Source organism: Pseudonocardia sp., assembly GCF_035305885.1.
Lineage (GTDB): Bacteria > Actinomycetota > Actinomycetes > Mycobacteriales > Pseudonocardiaceae > Pseudonocardia.
Map to the genome: position 1 here is coordinate 1 of NZ_DATGOP010000098.1, position 20,274 is coordinate 20,274.

The 20,274-nt window shown below is 74.8% G+C and carries 20 protein-coding genes and 1 pseudogene; 9 read left to right on the forward strand and 12 right to left on the reverse strand.

The genetic code is table 11. From position 1 onward, the window contains the following. From VKZ81_RS20745 to VKZ81_RS20770, 6 genes and pseudogenes are all read right to left on the reverse strand, one after another. Positions 1 to 309: pseudogene (locus VKZ81_RS20745) on the reverse strand (DUF2268 domain-containing putative Zn-dependent protease); the annotation flags it as partial. A 42-nt stretch (positions 310 to 351) separates the two neighbouring features. Next, positions 352 to 723, reverse strand: coding sequence for a Rieske (2Fe-2S) protein (locus tag VKZ81_RS20750; RefSeq protein WP_324243286.1), 372 nt, complete (start codon positions 721 to 723; stop codon positions 352 to 354). A gap of 14 nt (positions 724 to 737) precedes the next feature. Continuing rightward, positions 738 to 1,982 (reverse strand): NAD(P)/FAD-dependent oxidoreductase, encoded by a 1,245-nt coding sequence (locus VKZ81_RS20755; RefSeq protein ID WP_324243287.1) that lies wholly within the window; start codon positions 1,980 to 1,982, stop codon positions 738 to 740. Next, complete coding sequence (locus VKZ81_RS20760; protein WP_324243288.1) at positions 1,979 to 2,341, reverse strand: Rieske (2Fe-2S) protein; 363 nt, start codon at positions 2,339 to 2,341, stop codon at positions 1,979 to 1,981. The genes VKZ81_RS20755 and VKZ81_RS20760 overlap by 4 nt, the downstream gene beginning before the upstream one ends. Positions 2,342 to 2,387: 46 nt before the next feature. Further along, positions 2,388 to 3,128: an iron-containing redox enzyme family protein gene (locus VKZ81_RS20765; protein ID WP_324243289.1), complete on the reverse strand. Its 741-nt coding sequence runs from the start codon at positions 3,126 to 3,128 to the stop codon at positions 2,388 to 2,390. A 157-nt stretch (positions 3,129 to 3,285) separates the two neighbouring features. Further along, positions 3,286 to 4,911, reverse strand: coding sequence for a hypothetical protein (locus VKZ81_RS20770; RefSeq protein ID WP_324243290.1), 1,626 nt, complete (start codon positions 4,909 to 4,911; stop codon positions 3,286 to 3,288). A gap of 255 nt (positions 4,912 to 5,166) precedes the next feature. Here VKZ81_RS20770 and VKZ81_RS20775 point away from each other — a divergent pair, with 255 nt between their 5' ends. From VKZ81_RS20775 to VKZ81_RS20785, 3 genes are read left to right on the forward strand one after another with little or no spacing between them, the layout of a single operon-like run. Beyond that, positions 5,167 to 6,795: a gamma-glutamyltransferase family protein gene (locus VKZ81_RS20775; protein WP_324243291.1), complete on the forward strand. Its 1,629-nt coding sequence runs from the start codon at positions 5,167 to 5,169 to the stop codon at positions 6,793 to 6,795. Continuing rightward, on the forward strand, positions 6,788 to 7,255 hold the full coding sequence (locus VKZ81_RS20780) for a RidA family protein (RefSeq protein ID WP_324243292.1): 468 nt from the start codon (positions 6,788 to 6,790) through the stop codon (positions 7,253 to 7,255). The genes VKZ81_RS20775 and VKZ81_RS20780 overlap by 8 nt, the downstream gene beginning before the upstream one ends. Further along, complete coding sequence (locus VKZ81_RS20785) at positions 7,255 to 8,625, forward strand: MFS transporter (protein WP_324243293.1); 1,371 nt, start codon at positions 7,255 to 7,257, stop codon at positions 8,623 to 8,625. Before VKZ81_RS20780 ends, VKZ81_RS20785 begins: the two co-directional genes overlap by 1 nt. 28 nt (positions 8,626 to 8,653) lie before the next feature. Here the strand turns inward: VKZ81_RS20785 and VKZ81_RS20790 are convergent, their stop codons facing one another. Then, a complete protein-coding gene (locus VKZ81_RS20790) occupies positions 8,654 to 9,106 on the reverse strand; it encodes a GlcG/HbpS family heme-binding protein (RefSeq protein WP_324243294.1) in 453 nt (150 codons plus the stop codon). Next, positions 9,107 to 10,492 (reverse strand): aldehyde dehydrogenase family protein, encoded by a 1,386-nt coding sequence (locus tag VKZ81_RS20795; protein ID WP_324243295.1) that lies wholly within the window; start codon positions 10,490 to 10,492, stop codon positions 9,107 to 9,109. It lies immediately after the preceding gene. Between the two features lie 154 nt (positions 10,493 to 10,646). On the opposite strand from VKZ81_RS20795, the gene VKZ81_RS20800 reads away from it, so the two are divergent. Beyond that, a complete protein-coding gene (locus VKZ81_RS20800) occupies positions 10,647 to 12,419 on the forward strand; it encodes a helix-turn-helix domain-containing protein (protein ID WP_324243296.1) in 1,773 nt (590 codons plus the stop codon). A 22-nt stretch (positions 12,420 to 12,441) separates the two neighbouring features. Here the strand turns inward: VKZ81_RS20800 and VKZ81_RS20805 are convergent, their stop codons facing one another. Then, positions 12,442 to 13,929, reverse strand: coding sequence for a hypothetical protein (locus tag VKZ81_RS20805; RefSeq protein WP_324243297.1), 1,488 nt, complete (start codon positions 13,927 to 13,929; stop codon positions 12,442 to 12,444). Positions 13,930 to 14,212: 283 nt separating this feature from the next. On the opposite strand from VKZ81_RS20805, the gene VKZ81_RS20810 reads away from it, so the two are divergent. The 3 genes from VKZ81_RS20810 to VKZ81_RS20820 are packed head-to-tail and all read left to right on the forward strand — an operon-like array spanning position 14,213 to position 16,803. Then, positions 14,213 to 15,082 carry an alpha/beta fold hydrolase gene (locus tag VKZ81_RS20810; protein ID WP_324243298.1) on the forward strand — a complete coding sequence of 290 codons (870 nt, stop codon included), beginning with the start codon at positions 14,213 to 14,215 and terminating at the stop codon, positions 15,080 to 15,082. 4 nt (positions 15,083 to 15,086) lie between these two features. Further along, the gene (locus tag VKZ81_RS20815; protein WP_324243299.1) at positions 15,087 to 15,995 is read left to right on the forward strand and encodes a TIGR03564 family F420-dependent LLM class oxidoreductase; all 909 of its coding nucleotides are present in this window, start codon (positions 15,087 to 15,089) and stop codon (positions 15,993 to 15,995) included. 10 nt (positions 15,996 to 16,005) lie between these two features. Further along, positions 16,006 to 16,803: an aminotransferase class IV gene (locus tag VKZ81_RS20820; protein WP_324243300.1), complete on the forward strand. Its 798-nt coding sequence runs from the start codon at positions 16,006 to 16,008 to the stop codon at positions 16,801 to 16,803. On the opposite strand, the gene VKZ81_RS20825 is transcribed toward VKZ81_RS20820, so the two are convergent. Together VKZ81_RS20825 and VKZ81_RS20830 are read right to left on the reverse strand one after the other, a co-directional pair. Then, positions 16,784 to 16,993 carry a dodecin gene (locus tag VKZ81_RS20825; protein ID WP_324243301.1) on the reverse strand — a complete coding sequence of 70 codons (210 nt, stop codon included), beginning with the start codon at positions 16,991 to 16,993 and terminating at the stop codon, positions 16,784 to 16,786. The two genes, VKZ81_RS20820 and VKZ81_RS20825, sit on opposite strands and share 20 nt — an antisense overlap. Before the next feature lie 44 nt (positions 16,994 to 17,037). Then, on the reverse strand, positions 17,038 to 17,382 hold the full coding sequence (locus tag VKZ81_RS20830; protein WP_324243302.1) for a TfoX/Sxy family protein: 345 nt from the start codon (positions 17,380 to 17,382) through the stop codon (positions 17,038 to 17,040). Between the two features lie 51 nt (positions 17,383 to 17,433). On the opposite strand from VKZ81_RS20830, the gene VKZ81_RS20835 reads away from it, so the two are divergent. Next, positions 17,434 to 19,404 carry a M13 family metallopeptidase gene (locus tag VKZ81_RS20835; RefSeq protein WP_324243303.1) on the forward strand — a complete coding sequence of 657 codons (1,971 nt, stop codon included), beginning with the start codon at positions 17,434 to 17,436 and terminating at the stop codon, positions 19,402 to 19,404. After that, positions 19,401 to 19,775 (forward strand): RNA polymerase sigma factor, encoded by a 375-nt coding sequence (locus VKZ81_RS20840; protein ID WP_324243304.1) that lies wholly within the window; start codon positions 19,401 to 19,403, stop codon positions 19,773 to 19,775. Before VKZ81_RS20835 ends, VKZ81_RS20840 begins: the two co-directional genes overlap by 4 nt. A 10-nt stretch (positions 19,776 to 19,785) precedes the next feature. On the opposite strand, the gene VKZ81_RS20845 is transcribed toward VKZ81_RS20840, so the two are convergent. Next, a complete protein-coding gene (locus VKZ81_RS20845) occupies positions 19,786 to 20,268 on the reverse strand; it encodes a SixA phosphatase family protein (RefSeq protein ID WP_324243305.1) in 483 nt (160 codons plus the stop codon). Between the last annotated feature and the right edge of the window lie 6 nt (positions 20,269 to 20,274).

A 20,274-nucleotide genomic window follows, 5' to 3' on the forward strand; every position in this document is an offset into this window, starting at 1 on the left:
GGGCGTGGCGATGCCGGGGGTGGCCTCGAGCTGGCGGGCAAGGCCCTCGTGCAGGGCGCGCTCGATGCGGCCCCACGCGTCGGCGGCGCGCAGCGCGTCGAGCGCGGGCAGCACCCGCTCGTCGTCCCGGTCCACGCGGAAGCCGCTGGACACGTGGTGCAGGGCGACGAGGTCGGGCTCGCCCGGGAAGTACCGGTACATGCCCGCCATCGGCTCGAGCATGCGGCGCAGGCGCGCGGCGCGCTCCGGCAGCGGCGCGGCGACGACCTCCCGCATCGCCGCGTCGCTGTCCAGGACGTGGATCTTCATGCCCGCGACGCTAGGGGTTCCAGCGGCTGGAGGGTCAAACCGTCACGCGGGCTTGCCCCGCCGGGACCGCGCCGCCCGCCGCTGCAGGGCGGCCTTGGCCAGCTTCTCGTCGATGCCCACCAGGATCCGGCCGTTCTCCTCCCGCACCGGGAAGACCGGGACGGGCCGCGTCGCCGGCGGGGAGAGCGGCTCGCCGGTCTCGTAGTCGAAGACGCTGCCGTGGCAGGAGCACAGCAGCCCCTCCTCGGTGACCTTCCCGCTGGAGAGCAGGCAGTCCAGGTGGGTGCAGTAGTTGGAGGTGGCGTAGACGGTGCCGTCGTGGCGGGCGACGGCGATCTCGACCTCCCCGACGAACATGCGGCGGACGACGCCCTCCGGGACCTGGCCCGACCGCGCGATGTCGTGGAACTCCATGTCGTCTCCCGGTGTCAGGCCTCGACGGCGTCGAGGAGGTCCAGCAGGTCGATGTCCTCGTCGGCGAGCGCGGCCTCCGGGACGGGGATGCCCCGCGCGATGAGCTCGCGCGCGGCGGTGACGTCGCCGCCGCGGTCCACGGCGAACGCGGCGTGGATCCGCCCGTCGGCGACGTAGAAGGCGGCGAAGTCGCGGTCGTCCACGCTGCCGCGGACGACGACCTCGGCGTCCGGCCGCGGGGCGCCGACGAATTGCAGGCCGTACTCGTACTGGTCCGACCAGAACCAGGACGGCTCGGGGGCGGGCACGCTCTGCCCGAGCAGGGCGCGGGCCACCGCCGTCCCCTGGCGGGTGGCGTTGTCGGAGTGTTCGACGCGCACGTGCCGCCCGGCGGCGGGGTCGAAGCGGCTCGCGATGTCGCCGGCGGCGAACACGCCCTCGGCAGCCGTGCGGCACTCGGCGTCGACGAGGACGCCGCCCGCCTCCGGGTCGACCGGCAGCCCGGACGCGCGGGCGAGCTCGTCGTTGGGGACCGCCCCCACGGCGACGACGAGCAGGTCGGCCTCCACCGCCCCGTCCGCGGTCCGCACGAAGACACCGGACGGGGTCTCGGTGACCGCTTCGACGTGCTGGGCGAGCCGCAGGTCCACCCCGTTCTCGCGGTGCATCTCGGCGTAGACACGGGCCATCCGCGGCCCGAGCTGCCCGAGCAGCGGCAGGGGCGCGAGCTCGAGGCAGGCGACCTGGACACCCAGGTCGCGCGCCGACGCCGCGACCTCGGAGCCGATCAACCCGGCGCCGATGATCGCCACCCGTTCGGCGCTGGGCAGCAGCGCGCGGAGCCGGTCGGCGTCGTCGACGGTGCGCAGGTACACCACGCGGTCGCCGGCCACGCCGGGCAGCCTCCGGGCGCGGACCCCGGTGGCGAGCAGGACGGCGTCGGCGCGCAGCTCCTCGCCGCCGGCGAGGTGCACCCGGTGGGCGCCCCCGTCGGAGGAGATCCGCTCGGCCCGCGTCCCGAGGCGCAGGTCGACGTCGTTGCTCTCACACCACGCGGGGTCGAGCACGGTCACGTCGTCGCGGTCGGCCTCGCCGCGCAGGTACTCCTTCGACAGCGGCGGCCGCTGGTAGGGGGCGTGCGGCTCGTCGCCGAGCACCACCAGGCGGCCGTCGAAGCCGCGGCGGCGCAGCAGCCGCACGGCGGTCGCCGTGGCCTGCCCGGCGCCGACCGCGACGAGCGTGGCGGGGGTCGGGGTCACGTTCGCTCCTGGGGATCTGGGTTTCGGACGCGGCGCGGGCGGGGGTCGACGTGGATCACGCCGTCGACGACGCGCACGTCGTGCACGGGCTGGCAGTCCTCCTGCCCGTCCGCCCGGCCGGTCTCGGGGTCGAACATCCACTGGTGCCCGGGGCAGACCACCCTGCCCTTCCACACCGTGCCGCGCGCGAGCGAGCGTCCCTTGTGGACGCAGGCGTCGGCGAAGGCGAACACGCGGTCACCGACGAGGAACAGCGCGACCGCCGTCCCCGCCACGTCGACCTGCTTCTTCTTGCGGCGCTGCAGCTCCGCGAGCGGAGCCACCGCGACCCACTCGGCGGTGGCCGTCTCCGGGATCACGTCCCCTCCTCCTCCGTGCGCCGTGGTGGCTCCGTGCGGGGCGGACTCAGGCGGCGTCGGTCAGGGTCGGGGCGACGTAGGTGTCGTACAGCGCCCGCGTGTAGGCGTAGCGCATCTCCGCACCCCACCGGACGAAGTCGAGGCAGCGCTGCTGCAGCTCCGGGGTGTCGGCGTGGTCGAGCACGATCTGGTAGCCGCGCTCGCCGTGAACCTCGTCGGAGGTGATGTGCAGGTCGAAGAACTCGATCTCGTCCTCGGAGAAGCCGTAGACCTCGCGCAGCGGCACGATCTGCTTCTTGTAGATGCTCGGCACCTGCGACTCCAGGCCCACCACGAGCGCCGCGGTGGCCACCACGAAGTGCTCGCGCATCGCCACCGCGTAGCACCACGACTGCAGGCCCCGGGTCACCGGGTTCATGTTGTTCGGGTCCTCGATGCGCTCGCGGGTGGTGCCGCACGCCTCGCCGAAGCGGATGAGGAGGTCGGTGTGGCGGATGTCGGCCAGCTCCTCCTCGTACATGTTCTGGAGGGTGAAGTCCTTGGCCTCGGTGTACTGGTCCGGGGTGTTGCCGTAGATGTAGCCGAGGTAGTCGGCGAAGGGGCCGACGTAGTGGTAGTGGTTCTCGGCCCACCGGGCGAAGTGCTCCCGGGTGAGCTTGCCCTCGGCCCACGCGGTGGAGAAGGAGGCGTCCTTGGCCTCCCGCCCCTTGATCGCGTTCTGCAGCGCCGCGCGGAACTCGTCACGGGACAGGAGGGTGTTCGTCGAGCTGTCGGCGGTGAGCGTCATCGGTGTCTCTCCTGAGGCTGGAGGGAGGGCTGACACCGAGAACGGTATGGACGACGCGCGCCGCAGAGTTCGGTGAAGCTGCACAAGGATCGCCGAAATGTTGCAGCACCCTGCACTGGACACGTGCAGGGTGCTGCGGTGCGGACGGGGCGCGGCGTCAGAGCACGAGCGCCGCGCACAGCGTGGAGATCACGAGCCCGGCGACGACGGGCACGAAGCACTTGCGCGCGAGGTCGATGACCGGCACGCGGGTCACGCCGGCGACGACCAGCAGCGACGACCACGCCACCAGCACGCCGCCACCCGCCCACACCGAACCCATCTGCCCGACGGCGGCGAGCGTCGCCGGATCGACGCCGACGGTCGAGCCGAACGCGCCGGACAGCGAGCCGGTCAGCGGGAGGCCCGAGAAGCCGGACCCCTCGAGGCCCGCCGCCATGCCGACGAGCAGCACGCCGAAGCACATCACCACCGGGTTGCCGGGGATGAACTGCTCACCGGCCTGCACGAGGTCCACGAGCAGGCCCGGCACGGCGTGCTCGTCCTCGAACCCGAGGATCCGCCCGGCGAACTCGGCGTTGCCGAGGAAGAAGAAGCCGGCGATCGGCAGCACCACGCCCATCGCGCGGAACGCGAAGACCAGCCCGTCGACGATGTGCTCGCCGCAGGTGGTCAGCGCCTTCGTCGGGCCGTCGAGCGCCAGGACCGCGATGACCACCAGCACGGCGGCCACCCCGCCGACCAGCGCGGCGGCGCTGCCGCCCGCCACGTCGGGCACGAGCGTGGTGAACTTGCCCAGCGCCATGTACGCGACCATCAGGGCGAACGCGACCGGGACGCCGACGGCGAACGCCTTGGACACCCGCTCGGTGCGCGCGTCCAGCGGCGCTGCCCCGTCGTCGGGGTCGTCGACGCTGTCGGCGCCGCCGCTCGCGCCGGTGCCGCCGCCGGTCGGGCGCTGCACGGGCGGTTCCCCGCCTCCCCCGCCCGCCCCGACCCCGGCCGCGACCGGGACGCGTTCCTCGACGACGGCGAGCGGCTCCGCGGTCGCCTCCTCCGCGTCGGCCCGGGCGCGGGCCTTGGCGAGACCCAGCCGGGTGGTGATCGCAGCCATCCACCGGGTGGTGCGCTCCACCGGCCGCCCGGCCGCGATCACCCCGTTCTCCCACTCCACGAGGTTCGCGTCGTCCGGTGCGCGCATCTGCCTGCGCAGCACCACCCCGGTGAGCACGAGGGCGACCGCACCGGTGATCAGCGACAGCACCAGCGCCGTGTCGGCGACTGCGGCGGTCGACACGCCCGCGGCCGTCGCCGAGAGCCCGGGCGCGACCTGCATGACGTAGTCGCTGGACAGCGCCATCCCCTGGCCTGCGATCGCGATCGCCATCGCCGCACCCATCGCGGGCAGCCCGGCCCGGATCGCCGCGGGCACGAGGATCGCGCCGATCAGCGGCACGGCCGGCGTCGGCCAGAAGAACAGGCTGATCAGGTACGTCACCACGGCGAGCACGGCGTAGGACGACCAGCCACCGCGCATGACCCGCTGGAACGGCGTGACCATGCGCTGGTCGGCGCGCATGGCCCGCAGCGCCCCGAGCAGGGCCGTGACCAGCGCGATGATGAGGAAGATCGTGAACAGCTCGGATGCCGCCGTGAGGCTGGCGTTGAACACCGCCTGGATCCCGGTGACGGCGCTGCCGGTCATCACCCACGCGGTGAGGATCGTGGCGACCAGCGCCGGGACCACGACGTTCTTCCGGGCAACGGTGACCCCGATGATCACAAGGACACCTGCGAGATAGACCCAATGTGCGGCGACGAGTGCCACCCCGGCCTCCTTCCAGCCGCGGTCTGCGCGGCGTCGAAGTGTCGGGCGCCACAGTCCATGACCAGGGCGGACAGCAGCTAGAAGTACAGTGCACATGGCCCTTGTTTCTGTTTGTGCACTGTGCTGTGACGGCAATGTGCACACGTCGCGGGCCGCGGATTGGGCAAAGTGCCCCTGTCGCGGCCGAGTGGCCGCCTGCATCGTGCAGATGTGAGCACCCCGGTCGATCTCGCGCGCGCGTTCCCGGCCGCCCCGCGCCCCGCGGCGTTGGCGGCGCAGGCCATGGTCTCGGCGAGCCATCCGGTGATCAGCCAGGCGGGCGTCGACGTGCTCGCGCGCGGCGGCAACGCGATCGACGCGGCGCTGGCGATGGCGGCGGTGTCCTGGCTCGCGCTGCCCGGTCAGTGCGGCATCGGCGGCGACGCGTTCGCGCTGGTCCGCCGGCCGGACGGCACGGTCGTCTCGATCAGCGGCAGCGGGTTCGGCCCCGACGGCGGCACGCCCGGGTTCTACGCGTCCCGCGGCCTGCGCGCGATCCCCCGGATCGGCCCGCTGTCGGTGGCCGCGCCGGGCGCGGTCGCCGCGCTCGCCGCCCTGCACGCGGCGGGCGCGACCCGCGGGCTCGACGAGCTGTGGGACCCCGCCGTGCGCCTCGCCCGCACCGGGCTGCCGTGCACCGCGAAGACCCGCGCCGACATCGCGAGCCTCCGCGACGCGCTGCGGGCCGACCCGGATGCCGCCGCCACCCTGCTGCGCGACGGCGCGCCACCTCGGGTCGGCGAGCGGATACCGCAGCCCCTGCTCGCGGAGACGATCGCGTGGCTCGCCCGCGACCCCGCCGACCTCTACACCGGCGGGCTCGCCGAGCGGGCGGTGGACGACCTGCGCCGGCGCGGCGCACCGTTCTCCGGCGAGGAGTGGGCCGCGGCGGGCACCGCCCGCGTCGAGCCCGCGCTGCGCGGCCGCTACCGGGGCTACGAGGTGCACCAGACCCCGCCGCCGAGCCCGGGCTGGATGGTTCTGGACCAGCTCGCGGTGTGCGACGGGGCACTCGCCGGCCTCCCGCCGCTCGGGACGCAGGCCGTGCACTGGCTCGCCGGCGCCGCCCGCATCGCGTTCGCCGACCGCGTCGCCGCCGTCGGCAGCGACACCGACGCCTGGCGGCAGGGCTCCCGGCCCGAGCGGGTGGCCGAGGCGCGCCGCCGGATCCGGGAGAACGACCTGCCCGTCGCGGTCGGCGGCGACCCGCGGGGCGACACGACGTCGATGGTCGCCGTCGACGCCGAGGGCCGCGCGGTCAGCCTGATCCACTCACTGGCGTTCACGTTCGGGGCGTGCACGACCGTCCCGGGCACGGGCGTGCTGCTGGGCAACCGGCTCGGCCGCGGCGCGTACCTGATCCCGGGGCACCCCAACGAGGTGCGCCCGCGCCGGCTGCCGCTGCACACGCTCAACGCGTGGCTGGTCACCGACGACGCCGGGCGGCTGCTGCACGTCGGCGGCACCCCGGGCGGCGACGGGCAGGTCCAGTGGAACGCCCAGCTGATCTCCCACCTGCTCGACCACGGCGCCGACGCCCAGGAGGCCGTGTCCGCGCCGCGGTTCAGCGTCTTCCCGGGCAGCGACGCGGGCGACCTCGGCGCGACGCCCGAGCTGCGCTGCGAGGACCGCCTCGGGCCCGCCACCCTGAACGGTTTGCGCGACCTCGGCCACCCGGTGGTCGTCGGCGGGCCGTGGAGCGGGGGCGGCAGCGCCCAGGTGATCTCGCTCGACCACGAGCTGGGCTGCCTGGTCGGTGGGTCCGACCCGCGCCAGGAGGGGGTGGCCCTCGGTGTCTGAGCCGGCCACCCCGGTCCTGCCGCCGGCGCCCCGGCCGCAGGGCAGCTACGTCCCGGCCGTCGTCGTCGACGGGATCGCCCACAGCGCCGGGATGACCCCGCGCCGCGACGGCGAGCTGGTCGTGCGCGGCGTGGTGGGCGCCGATGTCGCGCTCGAGGAGGCCGCCGCCGCGGCGGGCCTCGCCGCCGCCAACGCGCTCTCCGCGATCGCCGCGGCGGCGGGCGGGATCGACCGGGTCCGCCGCCTGGTGCGGATGACCGTCTACGTCGCCTGCTCGGCGGGGTTCACCGCGCTCTCCGCGGTCGCCGACGGCGCGTCCGCCGAGCTCGCCCGCCACGTCGGCGCCGGCGGCCTGCCCGCGCGCACCGCGGTCGGGGTCTGGCGGCTACCCGGCGGGGCGCCGGTCGAGGTCGAGCTCACCGCCTCCGTCCACCCGGGCGCACCCGGGTCGGGGCGCTGATGGGCGGGACGAGGCTCGGGCTCGTCGCGACCCCGCTCGTCGTCGGGACGTTCGCGAGCACGATCGCGAACACGCTGGTCAACGTCCCGCTCGCCACGATCGTCGCCGACCTGGACGCGCCGATCGCCGGTGGCGCGCTCGTGGTGGTCGCGTTCAACGTGCTGTGCGCGCTCATGCTGCCGATCGGCGGCTGGCTGGGCGACCGGTTCGGCAGGCGGCGGCTGTTCCTGGTGTCGATGGCGGTGGTCGCGTTCGGGGCGGCGGGCGCAGCGCTCTCGCCGAACCTCGCGGTGCTCGTCGCGTTCCGGGCCGTCCAGGGCGTGGGCGGGGCGCTGGTGCTGCCCACCGTGCTCGCGCTGCTCACCAGCGCCGCGGGCCCGGCCCGGAGGGGCCGCGCGGTGTCGTGGTGGGCCGCGGCCAACGGGGCCGGGCAGGCCGCGGGGCCGACGGTCGGCGGCCTGGTCACCGACGCGCTCGGCTGGCGCGCGGTCTTCGCGGTGATCATCCCGTTCGCCGTGGTCGCGTTCGCGGGCGGGCTGCGATGGGTGACGAGGACGCCGCCGCGCCCGACCCGGCTCGACCGGGCCGGGGTGCTGACGCTCACCACCGGCGCGGGCCTGCTGCTCGTCGCCGCGTCCGCGGTGCCGACGCTGGGGGCCACCTCGCCCCTGGTGTGGGCGGCGGCCGCAGCCGGTGTGCTCGGGCTGGTGGCGTTCGTGCTGGTCGAGCGGCGCAGGGCCGATCCGTTCATCCCGCCCTCCCTGCTGGTCGAGCCGCGATTCGCCCGGTCGTCGGTCGCGGCGCTCTGCCAGATGTTCTGCCTCACCGCGACGCTCGTGACGGTGCCGCTCCACCTCACCGCGCAGGCGGGGACGTCGGCCGCGGTGGCCGGGCTCGTGGTGGTGGCGCTGCCGCTCGCGATGACGCTGCTCGCCCCGCTCGCCGGGCTCCTCACCGAGCGGTGGAGCCCGCGGCGGGCGCTGCGGTTGGGCCTGCTCGCGCTCGGGCTCGCCGAGCTGGGCCTCGCCGCGCTGATCGCGGGCGGGCACGGCGCGGGGGTGCCGCTCGTCGCGGCGGTCACCGCCATCGGGGTGGGCATCGCGTTCACCCAGACCCCGGCGACCGCGGGGGCCTCACGGGGCACCGGCGGGGCCGGCCTCGGGCTGTTCAACATGCTGCGGTTCGTCGGCGCCGCGTTGGGTGGGGCCACGGTCGCCGTGGTCCTCGACGGCGGGGGCGGGCACGCCACCGTGGCGGTGATCAACGGTGCGGTGGCGCTGCTCGCCCTGGGGGTGGCGTTCCTGGGGCGCAACCCGGAGGCGGCGGCCCCGGTTGCAGCATGGCCACCTTCACGCAAGCACGCTGCATGAAGGTGGCCGTGCTGCGACGCCGGCGGGATCAGGCCCCGACCGCGGCGGCGACGTGCGCCTCGAACGCGGCCAGCGCGGCGCCGCCGACCGCCTTGTCCTGCTCGCCGTTGCCGCCGCTCACCCCGATCCCACCGACGACCTGGTCGCGGTAGACGATCGGGAAGCCCCCGACGAACACCGTGAACTTGCCGGGGTGCATGTGCTGGATGCCGAACGCCTCGTTGCCCGGCAGCGCGGGCCCGTTCGGCGGCTCGTTGAACAGGTGGGTGGCGCGCTGGTGCCCCGCGGCGGTGAACGCCTTCGCGATCGCGATCTCGACGCCGGTGAGCCGCGCGCCGGTCATGCGGTGCAGCGCGATCGGGTGCCCGCCCTCGTCGCAGATGCAGATCGTCTGCTTCACCCCGATGCGGGTGGCCTCCTCCTCGGCGGCGCGCAGGAGCACGAGGGCGTCCTCGAGGGTCAGGCGGTGGATCGTGTGCATTCAGCTCTCCCCGTAGTGCAGGTAGACGGTCTTGGTGTCGGTGACGAAGTCGAGGGCCTGCCGCCCGCCCTCCGGGAACGCGCCCCCGCTGGAGGCCTTCCACCCGCCGAACGGCGGCGCGACGCCGTTGCCGGTCGTCCGGTCGTTGATCTTGACGATGCCGCAGGTCGCCCGCTGGGCGAACCGGTGCGCCACCGCGAGCTCGCGGGTGTGGACGGCGGTCACGAGGCCGTGCGAGGAGGCGTTGACGACGGCGAGGGCCTCCTCGACCGAGTCGACCGGCACCACCGTGAGGTAGGGGCCGAACACCTCGCCGGCGACGAGCGGGTGCCCGTCGGGGACGTCGGCGAACAGGGTGGGCACCACCCACCAGCCGGCGGGGTCGCGGTCGTCGTCGAGCGAGCCCTCGGCCACGACCCGGGCCCCGGCCGCGACCGCCGACTCCTTGAGGCCGGTCAGCCGCTCGTGCTGGGCCGCCGTCGCCACCGGGCCGGTCGTCACGCCCGCCCGGTCGCCCGGCCCGACGCGCAGCGCGCGGACCTTCTCCGCGAGCCGCTCGGTGAACTCGTCGGCGACCGCCGCCGCGACGAGCACGCGGTCGGTCGACGTGCAGGCCTGGCCGGTGAGGTCGAACGCCCCGCCCGCGACCTTCGCGGCAGCCGCGTCGAGGTCGGCGTCGGCGCAGACCACGGCGGCGTTGTGCCCGCCCAGCTCCAGCTGCAGCCGGGCCCGCGGGTTGGCCTCGCGGCGCAGCACGGCCCCCACGGCGTCGGAGCCGGTGAAACTGATCGCGGCCACCTCGGGCGCGGCCACCAGCGCGCGCATCGCCGCCGGGTCCTGGCCCTGCACGAGCTGCAGCACGCCGTCCGGGACCCCGGCCTCGGCCGCGACCCCGGCGAGCCACGCCCCCACCCCCGCCGTCACCGGCGACGGCTTGAACACCACCGCGTTGCCCGCAGCCAGCGCTGGCGCGATCTTGCGGGCGGCGAGCGAGAGCGGGAAGTTCCACGGGGTGACGGCCACGACCACCCCGAGCGGGCTGCGCAGGGTGTAGGCGAAGGTCGCGGCCGCCTCCTGCGGGTAGGTCGCGCCCTCGACCAGGTAGGCGAGCTGCGCGGCGAGGCGGAACTGCTCGGCCGACTTCCCGGCCTCGCCGCGGGCGGCGCCGAGCGGCTTGCCCTCCTCGCGGGTGATCAGGGTGGCGATCTCGTCGACCCGCTGCTCGATGAGGTCGGCGACGGCGGTCAGCGCGGTGGCCCGGCGCGCCGCGGGCAGCGCCGCCCACGGCCCGGCGGCCGTCGCGGCCGCCCGCACGGCGGCGAGCGCGTCCTCGGCGGTCGCGTCCCGGAACCGGGCGACGACGGTTCCGGGGGACGCCGGATCCACGGATTCGCCCCCCGTCACGGGGGCGGCTGGTGCGGAGTGCACGAAAGAACTCCCGGACGATTGTGGAAAGTGACGGCTAGCCGCGATTCTGTGCGGGCGTCACCATGTCGGGCACTGGACGAGTTGCACCCTTCAGGCACCGGGATGTGGGCACATGGCACAGCGCGTGAACCAGCCGATCGACGACGGGATCGACGTGGGGGCGCTGCTCGCCGAGCCGCTCCTGCGCAACACCCTCGTCGCCGGGCTGGCCGGGGTGGGCCGCGCGGTGCACTGGTGCCTGCCGCTGTCGGAGTTCGACGGGTGCGCCGACGGGCCGGACCCCGCGCACGGCGGGATCGTCGTGCACGCCCATGCCGCCCAGGTGCGCGGCCCCGAAGGGGGCGACACGATCCGCAGGGTCGCCTCCCGCGGCGGGGTGGCCGTGCTGGTCCGCACCGAGCCGGGCGACGTCGCCACCCCGAGCGAGCTGCCGTTCGCCTTCCCCGAGGCGCGCCGCGCCGCCGACGAGACCGCGCTCCCCCTCGCCCTGCTGCCGCCGACCGCCGACTACCGGACCGTGAGCCAGCTCATCGCCACGAAGGTGCTGGCCCAGACCACGCACGTGCTGCAGTACAGCGACCGGGTGCACCGGTCGCTCGGCGAGATACTGGCCCGCGGCGCGGGCATCCCGCCGCTGGCCTACGCGATGGCCCGGATGAGCGAGTCCCCGGTGATGGTGGTCGACCTGGACGGGGCGGTGCTGGCCTACGAAGCGACGTCGGCCACGATGTCGGCCGGCGCGAAGCCCGACCCGGGCGTGGTCGCCGACGTGCTCGCCCACCACCTCGAGACGCTGGTCAAGGGCGAGCGCGGCGACACCCCCGGCGTCGAGGTGCTCGACCCGATCACGCACGGCGGCACGACCTGCACCCCGATCGTCGCCCCCGTGGTGTACGGCGGGGAGATCACCGGGCTCGCGGCCGTGCTCGAACCCCCAGGCGGCGACCCGCACGACCGCGCCCAGCGCCGCATCGTCGCCTCGGAGGGGGCGGTGCTCGTCGGCTCGGAGATGCTGCGCATCCGGTCGATGACCGAGGCGGAGGAGCGGGCGCGCGGCGACTTCGTCGTCGGGCTGGTGCACGGCCGCTTCGAGGACGGCCAGCAGCTGCTCGCCCGGGCTCGCCACCACGGCTTCCACCCCGACGGCCGCTACGCGGTGTGCGTCGCGGCGATGAACCCGCCCGACACCGACGACGAACGCGCCCGCCGCCGCTCCACCTCGCTCGCGTGGGCCGCGGAGAAGCTCGACCCGCTGCCCGGCAGCGCGACGCTCGCCACCCACATCGGCGGCAACCTCGTCGTCGTCCGCCCGGTGCCGCCCACCGGGCCCGCCCACGACGCGCTGGGCGAGCTGGAGCTCGTGCGCAGCTTCGCGGGGAACCTGCGCAGGCTGATCCGCGAGCGCACCGCCACCGAGGTGAACCTGGCGTTCGGCCGGGTGGGCACCGGCGCCCGCGGCGTCGCGACCAGCTACCGGGAGGCGCGCACCGCGCTCGCGCTCGGGCGCAAGGTCGACCTCCCGCCGATCGCGGGCTACGACGAGTTGCGCATCTTCGTCGCCCTCGCCGACCTCGCCGACAGCGAGAACGGCCGGACGTTCGCCCGCGACGTGCTCGAGCCGCTGCGCAAGGCCGACGGCCACGCGCGCAGCCTGGAGAGCGTGGTGCTCGCCTACATCGCCGAGTCGGGCAACCTCAACGCCGCGGCCCGCCGCCTTGGCCTGCACCGCAACACCATGCTCTACAAGCTGGACCGGGCCTCCCGCGCGCTCGGGCTGGAGGTGCGGTCGGCCGAGACGCAGTTCATGGTGTGGCTCGCCCACCACATCGACAACCTGGTGCAGGTCAACGACAGCCTGGACGCCGAGCTGGCCCCGCCCCCGTGAGGGCGGGGCCAGCTCGGGCCGGCTACCAGAGGAATCCGGCCGCCGTGGTCGCGACGACGAGGCCGCCGACCACCGGCAGGAAGAGCTTGCGGGCGAGGTCGACCACCGGCACGCCGGTGATCCCCGCGACCGCGATCAGCGTCGACCAGATCACGAGCGTGCCGCCGCCGACCCAGGTCGAGGCGTTCTGGGCCACCGCCGCGAGCGTCGCCGCGTCGATCCCGGACCCGCCGCTGATCCCGGCGGCGAGCGTGCCCGTGAACGGCAGGGCGGGCCAGCCGTTGCCGTCGAGCCCGAGCACCATGCCGATCAGGAGCATCGTGAACAGCGCGGCGAACCCGTTGCTCGGGATCCAGCCCTCGACCTGCTTGACCACGTCGAGCAGCAGGTCCGGGCCCGCGGCGTCGTCGTCGAGCCCGAGGATCCCGCCGGAGAAGCTGCCCAGGCCGAGGTAGATGAAGCCGGCGATGGGGATGACCATCCCCATGATCCGGAAGGCGAACGAGACGCCGTGCACGAAGTGGCCGGAGGCGCGCTCCAGCCAGTTCGGCCCGCCGGACAGCGCGCTGATCACGACGAGCAGCAGCCCCGCGGCGCCGCCCACGAGCGGCGCGGCCGCGCCGTCGTCGAGCGGCGGGACGAGCGGGGTGAACCGGCCGAGCAGGATGATCAGGAGCAGCGCCCCGAAGACCACGGGCACCGACAGCCCGAGCAGCCGGGCCCGCCGCGGGCCCACCTCGATGCGCGGCCCGGTGCCGCCCATGTCGAGCTCCCGGTCCGCCGCCTCCCGCTCGTCGGGGCCGACGGCCCCACCGGTCCCGCCGCCGCCCGCGGCCACCGCCACCGCGTGCAGGGGCGCCGGCTGCGCTTGCGCGCCGATGGTGCGCCGCACCGTCAGGAACCAGGCCGCGACGAGCGCGACCGTCCCCACGATCAGCGCGATCACCATCGCCCGGTCCGCGATGAGGTTCGCCGGCACACCCGCGCCCTCCGCGGACAGGCTCGGCGCCACCCCGAGGACGTAGTCGGACGCGAGCGCGATGCCCTGGCCCGAGATCGCGATGGCGACGGCCGCGCCCATCGGGCTCAGCCCGACCCGCAGTGCCGCGGGGATCAGGATCGCCGCGAGCAGCGGCAGCACCGGCGTCGGCCAGAACACCAGCGACAGCAGCAGCGTGATCACCGCCAGCACGACGTACGCGGTCGGGCCGCTGCGCATCAGGCGCTCGAACGGGCCGACCATGCGCTCCTCGGCACCGGTCGCGCGCAGCGCCTGGATGAGCGCCGTCATGACCGCGATGATCAGGAAGATCGTCAGCAGCTCCGTCGTCGACGCGATCGCGGCGCGGAAGACGGCGCTGACCGCGGTGGCGGCGTCGCCGGTGAGGGCGAACGCCACGCAGAACGTCGCGGCGATCGCCGGACCGACCACGTTCTTGCGGAACACCACGAGCAGGATCAACAAGGCGATGCCGGCCAGGTACAGCCAGTGCGCAGGGGAGAGCGACAAGTCCCACCTCCGGGGGCGAGGGGTGCGCGTCGAGCCGGCGCGGACGGGACGTCGCGCCGGAGGGTGATCGGGGTCATACGGACCCTGGCACGCGGCCCCGGGATGATCCAGCTCGACTGTGCACAGCTCGGACCACCGCGCTTGTGCAACCTGCCGAATCAGCACAGTGCCCACGCCCGCGGCCCGCAACTGTGCACGGTGCTCCTGGCGGTCGCCGCCGCGGCGGCCGAGACTCCTGCCCGGCGGCGGGGCGAGGGCGCCTCGCCGGGTGGGAGGAGACCGCATGACCGCACGCGCGACGAGCACGCACGCCCCCGAGCACCGGGTCGTCAGCACCAACGGGGTCGAGCTCGCCACCTGGATCACCGGCGACGGGCCGACCGTCGTGCTGGTGCACGGCTCGCTCGACGACCACCGCGTCTGGGACCGGATCGTGTCCCGCCTCGCCGCGGACTTCCGGGTCGTCACCTACGACCGCCGCGGCCACGGCGCGAGCACCTGCCCGCCCGGGCAGGGCCGCATCGGCGAGGATGTCGACGACCTCGCCGGCGTGATCGAGGCGGTCGGCGGCGACAAGCCCCTCGTCGTCGGTCACTCCTACGGCTCGAGCACCACGCTGCTCCTCGGCGCCCACCACCCGGGGCTCAGCGCGGGCCTGCTCGTGCACGAGCCGCCACTGTTCACGCTGCTGGCCGACGACCCCGCCACCAGCGCGCTCGCCGCCGAGGCGGCCGAGCACATGCGCCGGGCCGCGGCCATGATCACCGCGGGCGACGTGGCCGCGGGCGTGCAGCACTTCGTCGACAACGCCGCGTTCGGCCCGGGCACCTGGGAGGGGCTGTTCACCGACGAGATCCGCCGGTCGTGCGTCGCGCACGCCGACACCTGGCTCGACCAGTCCCGCGACCCCGACCGGCTCGCCGTGCGCCCGGAGCTGCTCGCCGACTACCCGAACCCGATCGTGATCAGCCACGGCAGCGCGAGCCTGCCCACCTACGAACCGGTGGCCCGGATCGTCGCCGACGCGCTCCCCCGGGCCCGCCGCCACGTGGTGGAGGGCGCGGGGCACGCACCGCACCTCAGCCACCCGGCCGAGTTCGCCGAGCTCGTGCGCGAAACCGCGCGGTTGCTCGGTGCACCGGTGGCAGGGTGAGGGCATGCGGATCAACGTCTTCGGGTTCCTCGGCGACGGGGGCGGCCGGTCCCCGGTCGACCGGTACGTCGAGCACGCCCGGCGCCTGCGCGACGAGGGCTTCACCCGCCTGTGGACGGCCCAACTGGCGCACGAACCCGACCTGCTGATGACCATGGCCGTGGCGGCCCGCGAGGTGGACGGGATCGAGTTCGCCACCGGCGTGCTGCCGATCCAGGTCCAGCACCCGATGCTGCTGGCACAGCGCGCGCTGACCGCCAACCTGATCGCGGGTGGCCGCCTGCTGCTCGGCATCGGCCTGAGCCACCAGGTGGTCTCCGAGCACGTGTGGGGGGTGCCGTGGGATCGGCCGGTGCGACGGATGTCGGAGTTCCTCGACGGGCTGCTCCCGCTGCTCGCCGGTGAGCAGGCCGACGCCACCGGCGAGTTCACCTCCACCCGCGGTGCGGTGCAGATCCCCGGGGCGCCGGCCCCGCCGGTGTACCTCGCCGCGCTCGGCCCGCAGATGTTGAAGCTCGCCGGGCGGCGCGCGGCGGGCACCGTCACCTGGATGACCGGGCCGCGCACGGTCGCCGGGCACGTCCGCCCGGTACTCGAGGAGGCGGCGGGCGACCGGCCGGTCGAGGTCGTCACGGCGCTGCCGGTCTGCGTCACCGACGACGCCGGCGCCGCCCGCGCGCAGGCCGCGGAGGAGTTCGCGGTCTACGGCAAGCTGCCCTCCTACCGCGCGATGCTCGATCGGGAGGGCTGGGCCGGGCCGGAGGACGCCGCGCTCATCGGCACCGAGTCCGAGGTCGCCGAGCGGATCGAGGCGCTGCGCGCAGCGGGCGTCGACGAGTTCGTGGGGGCCCCTTTCGGGTCGAGTGAGCAGCGCGCCCGCAGCCGGGCCCTGCTCGCGTCCTGTCGCTCGTAGGCTTCCCGCCGTGGACGAGCTGGCATCGGTCGACGGCACCATCGGCCCCGCCGCGGAGGCGACGATCCCGGTCACCGACGACGGCCTGCTGCGCGGCGACGGCGTGTTCGAGGTCGCCCGCCTCTACGCGGGTCGGCCGTTCGCCTGGGACGAGCACGTGGAGCGGCTGAAGCGGTCGGCGGCCAACCTCCGGCTCGAGTTCGACCTGGACGCCGCGCTCGCCGAGGTCGACGCGCTGCTGGCCCGCGCGGGCGCGGTCGACGGCACGCTGCGGCTGGTGATCACGCGCGGCGGGCGGCGGATCGCCGTCGTCGCCCCGCTCCCCGCGCACACGCCCGCCGTCGCGCTCGCCACGATCCGGTACGCGCCCACGCGGGTGCTCGACGGGGTCAAGTCGCTGTCCTACGCGGCGAACATGCTCGCGTCGCGGCTCGCGCGCGAGGCGGGCGCCGACGAGGCCCTGCTGGTGACGCCGCACGGGCGGGTCCTGGAGGCGCCGACCTCGGCGTTCTTCTACGTGCTCGACGGCGAGCTGCACACCCCGCCGCTGGCCGAGCACATCCTCGACTCGATCACGCGCCGCCACGTCGTCGCGCTCACCGGGGCCACCGAGCGCGTGCTGCACTGCGACCAGGTCGGCGAGCTGGAGGAGGCCTTCCTCGCCTCGACCACCCGCGAGGTGCAGCCGGTGTCGGCGATCGACGGCAGGCCACTGCCCGCCACCCCGGGACCGCGGACGGCGGCGGCCGCCGAGGCCCTGCGGCGGCGCATCGAGCAGAGCGTGGGGGTCAGCTCTCCTCGAGCCTGAACCCCACCTTCATCCCCACCTGGAAGTAGGTCAGCTGGTCGTCCTGCACCGCCCCGCGGATCTCGGTGACCTCGAACCAGTCGACGTTGCGCAGCGTGCGGGTGGCGCGGCCGATCCCGGTGCGGATCGCGTCGTCCACGCTGCTGGTGCTGCTGCCGACGATTTCGGTGACGCGATAGACGTGGTCCATCGCAGCAGCGAACCACGCCCGAGCGGTCCGCACAGCGCATTCCGCTATTCGGGTGGCTGCTTCGGTGGCAGCGTGCGCGCGTGGGCGGCACCCCGCTGCACCCAGGCGGCGAGCTCGTCGTCGGTGCGCACGTGCGCGGCGTCGACGCGCAGGAACCCCCTCATGGTGCGCCCGCCCATCTCCATCGGGGCCGTGGCGGTGGACGCGAGCAACCGGTCGCGGTCGGCGGGGCCGACGCGCACCAGGACCCCGCCGACGTGGGTGGCGCAGACCGCCATGTTGCCGGCGAGGAGGAACGCCAGCCCGCCGAACATCCTCTGCTCGGTCAGGTCCGGCTCGCTCGCCAGCAGGTCGCGGATCCGCTGGGCGAGCGCCTCGTCGTACGCCACGGGACGGGACGCTACGCGCGAGCACCGACAACACGGGCATGATGGGGTGTCGTGACGACCTCGGCACTCCGCTCCGGGCTCGACCTGCGCTGGGTCGACCCCGCAATCCGACCCCAGGACGACCTGTTCTCCCACGTCAACGGCAAGTGGCTGCAGACGCACGTCATCCCCGACGACCGGGCTCAGGACGGCGCGTTCCGGGAGCTGTACGACAAGGCCGAGCGGGACGTCCGCGCGATCATCGAGCAGGCCGCGGGCGAGCCGGGCACCGACGAGCGCAAGATCGCCGACCTCTACGCGTCCTTCATGGACGTCGAGCGGATCGAGGCGCTCGGCACCGCGCCCCTGAGGCCGCTCCTCGACGAGGTCATGACCGCCGCGGACAAGGCGGCGCTCGCCGCGGTGCTGGGCCGCCGCCAGCGCGAGGCGAACACGGCGCTCTTCGCCGCCTTCGTCTCCACCGACCCGAAGAACGCCTCGCGCTACCTGGTGCAGCTCGAGCAGTCCGGGCTCGGCCTGCCCGACGAGTCGTACTACCGCGAGGACGCCTACGCCGAGATCCGCGAGAAGTACGTCGCCCACCTCGCGCGCCTCGCCGAGCTCGTCGGCCTGCCCGACCCGGCCGGGCTCGCCGAGCGCGTGATGGACCTCGAGACCGCGCTCGCCGCCGCCTCGTGGGACCGCGTCACCAACCGCGACGCGGAGAAGACCTACACCCTCATGACGCTGCCCGCGCTGCAGCAGAACGCCCCGGAGTTCGACTGGGAGCCGTGGCGGGCGGCGTTCGAGGCCGGCCGGGAGGACGGCTCCGCCTTCGACGAGATCGTCGTGCGGCAGCCGAGCTTCGTCATCGCGGCCGCGAAGCTCTGGGCCGAGCGCCCGCTGTCGCAGTGGCAGGAGTGGCTCGCGATCCACATCGCGTCCGCCTGCGCCGACTACCTGAACGAGGCGGTCGTCGAGGAGGACTTCAACTTCCACGGCCGCACGCTGTCGGGCACCCCGCAGCTGCGGGAGCGGTGGAAGCGCGGCGTCGGGGTGGTGCAGGGCGCGCTCGGGGAGGCGGTCGGCCGGCTCTACGTCGAGCGGCACTTCCCGCCACGGGCGAAGGAGCGGATGGTCGAGCTCGTCGCCAACCTCGTCGAGGCGTACCGACGCAGCATCAGCGAGCTGGACTGGATGAGCCCTGCGACGCGCGAGCGGGCGCTCGCCAAGCTCGCGAAGTTCCGCTCCAAGATCGGCTACCCGGACCGGTGGAAGGACTACTCGGCCCTGGAGATCCGGGCCGACGACCTGCTCGGCAACGTGCTGCGCGCCGGCGCCTGGCACACCGACTACCAGCTCGCGAAGATCGGCAAGCCGGTGGACCGCGACGAGTGGCTGATGACGCCGCAGACCGTCAACGCCTACTACCACCCGCGGATGAACGAGATCGTGTTCCCGGCCGCGATCCTGCAGCCGCCGTTCTTCGACGCGGATGCCGACGACGCCGCCAACTACGGCGGCATCGGCGCGGTCATCGGGCACGAGATCGGGCACGGGTTCGACGACCAGGGCTCGAAGTACGACGGCGACGGCAACATGACCGACTGGTGGGAGCCGGCCGACCGCGCCGAGTTCGAGCGCCGTGCCCAGGCGCTGATCGAGCAGTACAACCAGCTCTCCCCCGCGGGGCTGCCCGACCACAAGGTCAACGGCGCGCTCACCGTCGGGGAGAACATCGGCGACCTCGGCGGGCTCACCATCGCGATCAAGGCGTACGAGATCGCGACCGCGGGTGAGGAGCCGCCGGTGCTCGACGGCTACACCGGGCTGCAGCGGGTCCTCGTCGGCTGGGCGCAGGTGTGGCGGATCGTCACCCGCGAGGCCGAGGCGATCCGGCGGCTCGCCGTCGACCCGCACTCGCCGCCGGACCTGCGCTGCAACGCCGTCGTGTCCAACCTGGACGCGTTCCACGAGGCGTTCGACGTGAAGGAGGGCGACGCCCTCTACCGGGCGCCCGAGGAGCGGGTGCGCATCTGGTGACCGAGCGGTGGTCCGCGGCCGAGTGCGCGGCCGCGTGGGGCGTGAAGCCGGGGACGTGGCTCGGGTACGTCTCGCGCGGCCAGGCGCCGCAGCCGCTGCCGGAGCGCGACGGACAGGGGCGCAGGCAGTGGGACGCCGACGAGGTGCGCCGCTGGCCGCGTCCCGGCGCGGGGCACAGCCGGGCCGGGGCGGGCCCGGAGGCCGAGGCGCTGCTCGCGCAGATGCGCGAGGTCGCCGAGCGGATCGAGGAGCTGCGCCGCCGCCAGCGGGAGCTGCTCGTGGCCGGGAAGGAGCAGGGCCTGGAGATCAGCGCGATGGCGAAGGCGCTCGGCATCTCCCGGCAGACCGCGTACGGGTGGCTCGCCGACTGACCCCGCCCCGTCAGCCGCGGGGTGTGGCGTGGTCGGCGAGCACCGCCCGGCCCAGCTCCGCGTCGGCCCAGGTCCCGGTGAGGTCCAGCACCGCGACGGACGAGGTCTTCATCTCCGGCCGCTCGCCGGTGAGCACGGCGACCAGCTCGGTGACGCCGGGGTTGTGGCCGATCAGCACCGCGGTGCGCGCGTCGGCCGGGAGGTCGCGCACGACGTCCAGCAGCTCGTCGACGGTCGCCGCGTAGACCCGCTCGTCGAAGACCGCGTCGGGCGGCCCGTCGAGCTCGGCCGCGATCCGCGCCCACGTCTGGCGGGTGCGGGTCGCGGGCGAGCACACCACCGCGTCCACGCGTCCGACGTGGTCCCGGATCCAGCGGCCCGCGGCCGGGGCGTCGCGCCTGCCGCGCGGGTTGAGCGGGCGCTCGGCATCGGGCACGCCGTCCGGCCACGCCGACTTCGCGTGCCGGACGACCACGAGCCGCCGGGACTCCATGCCACT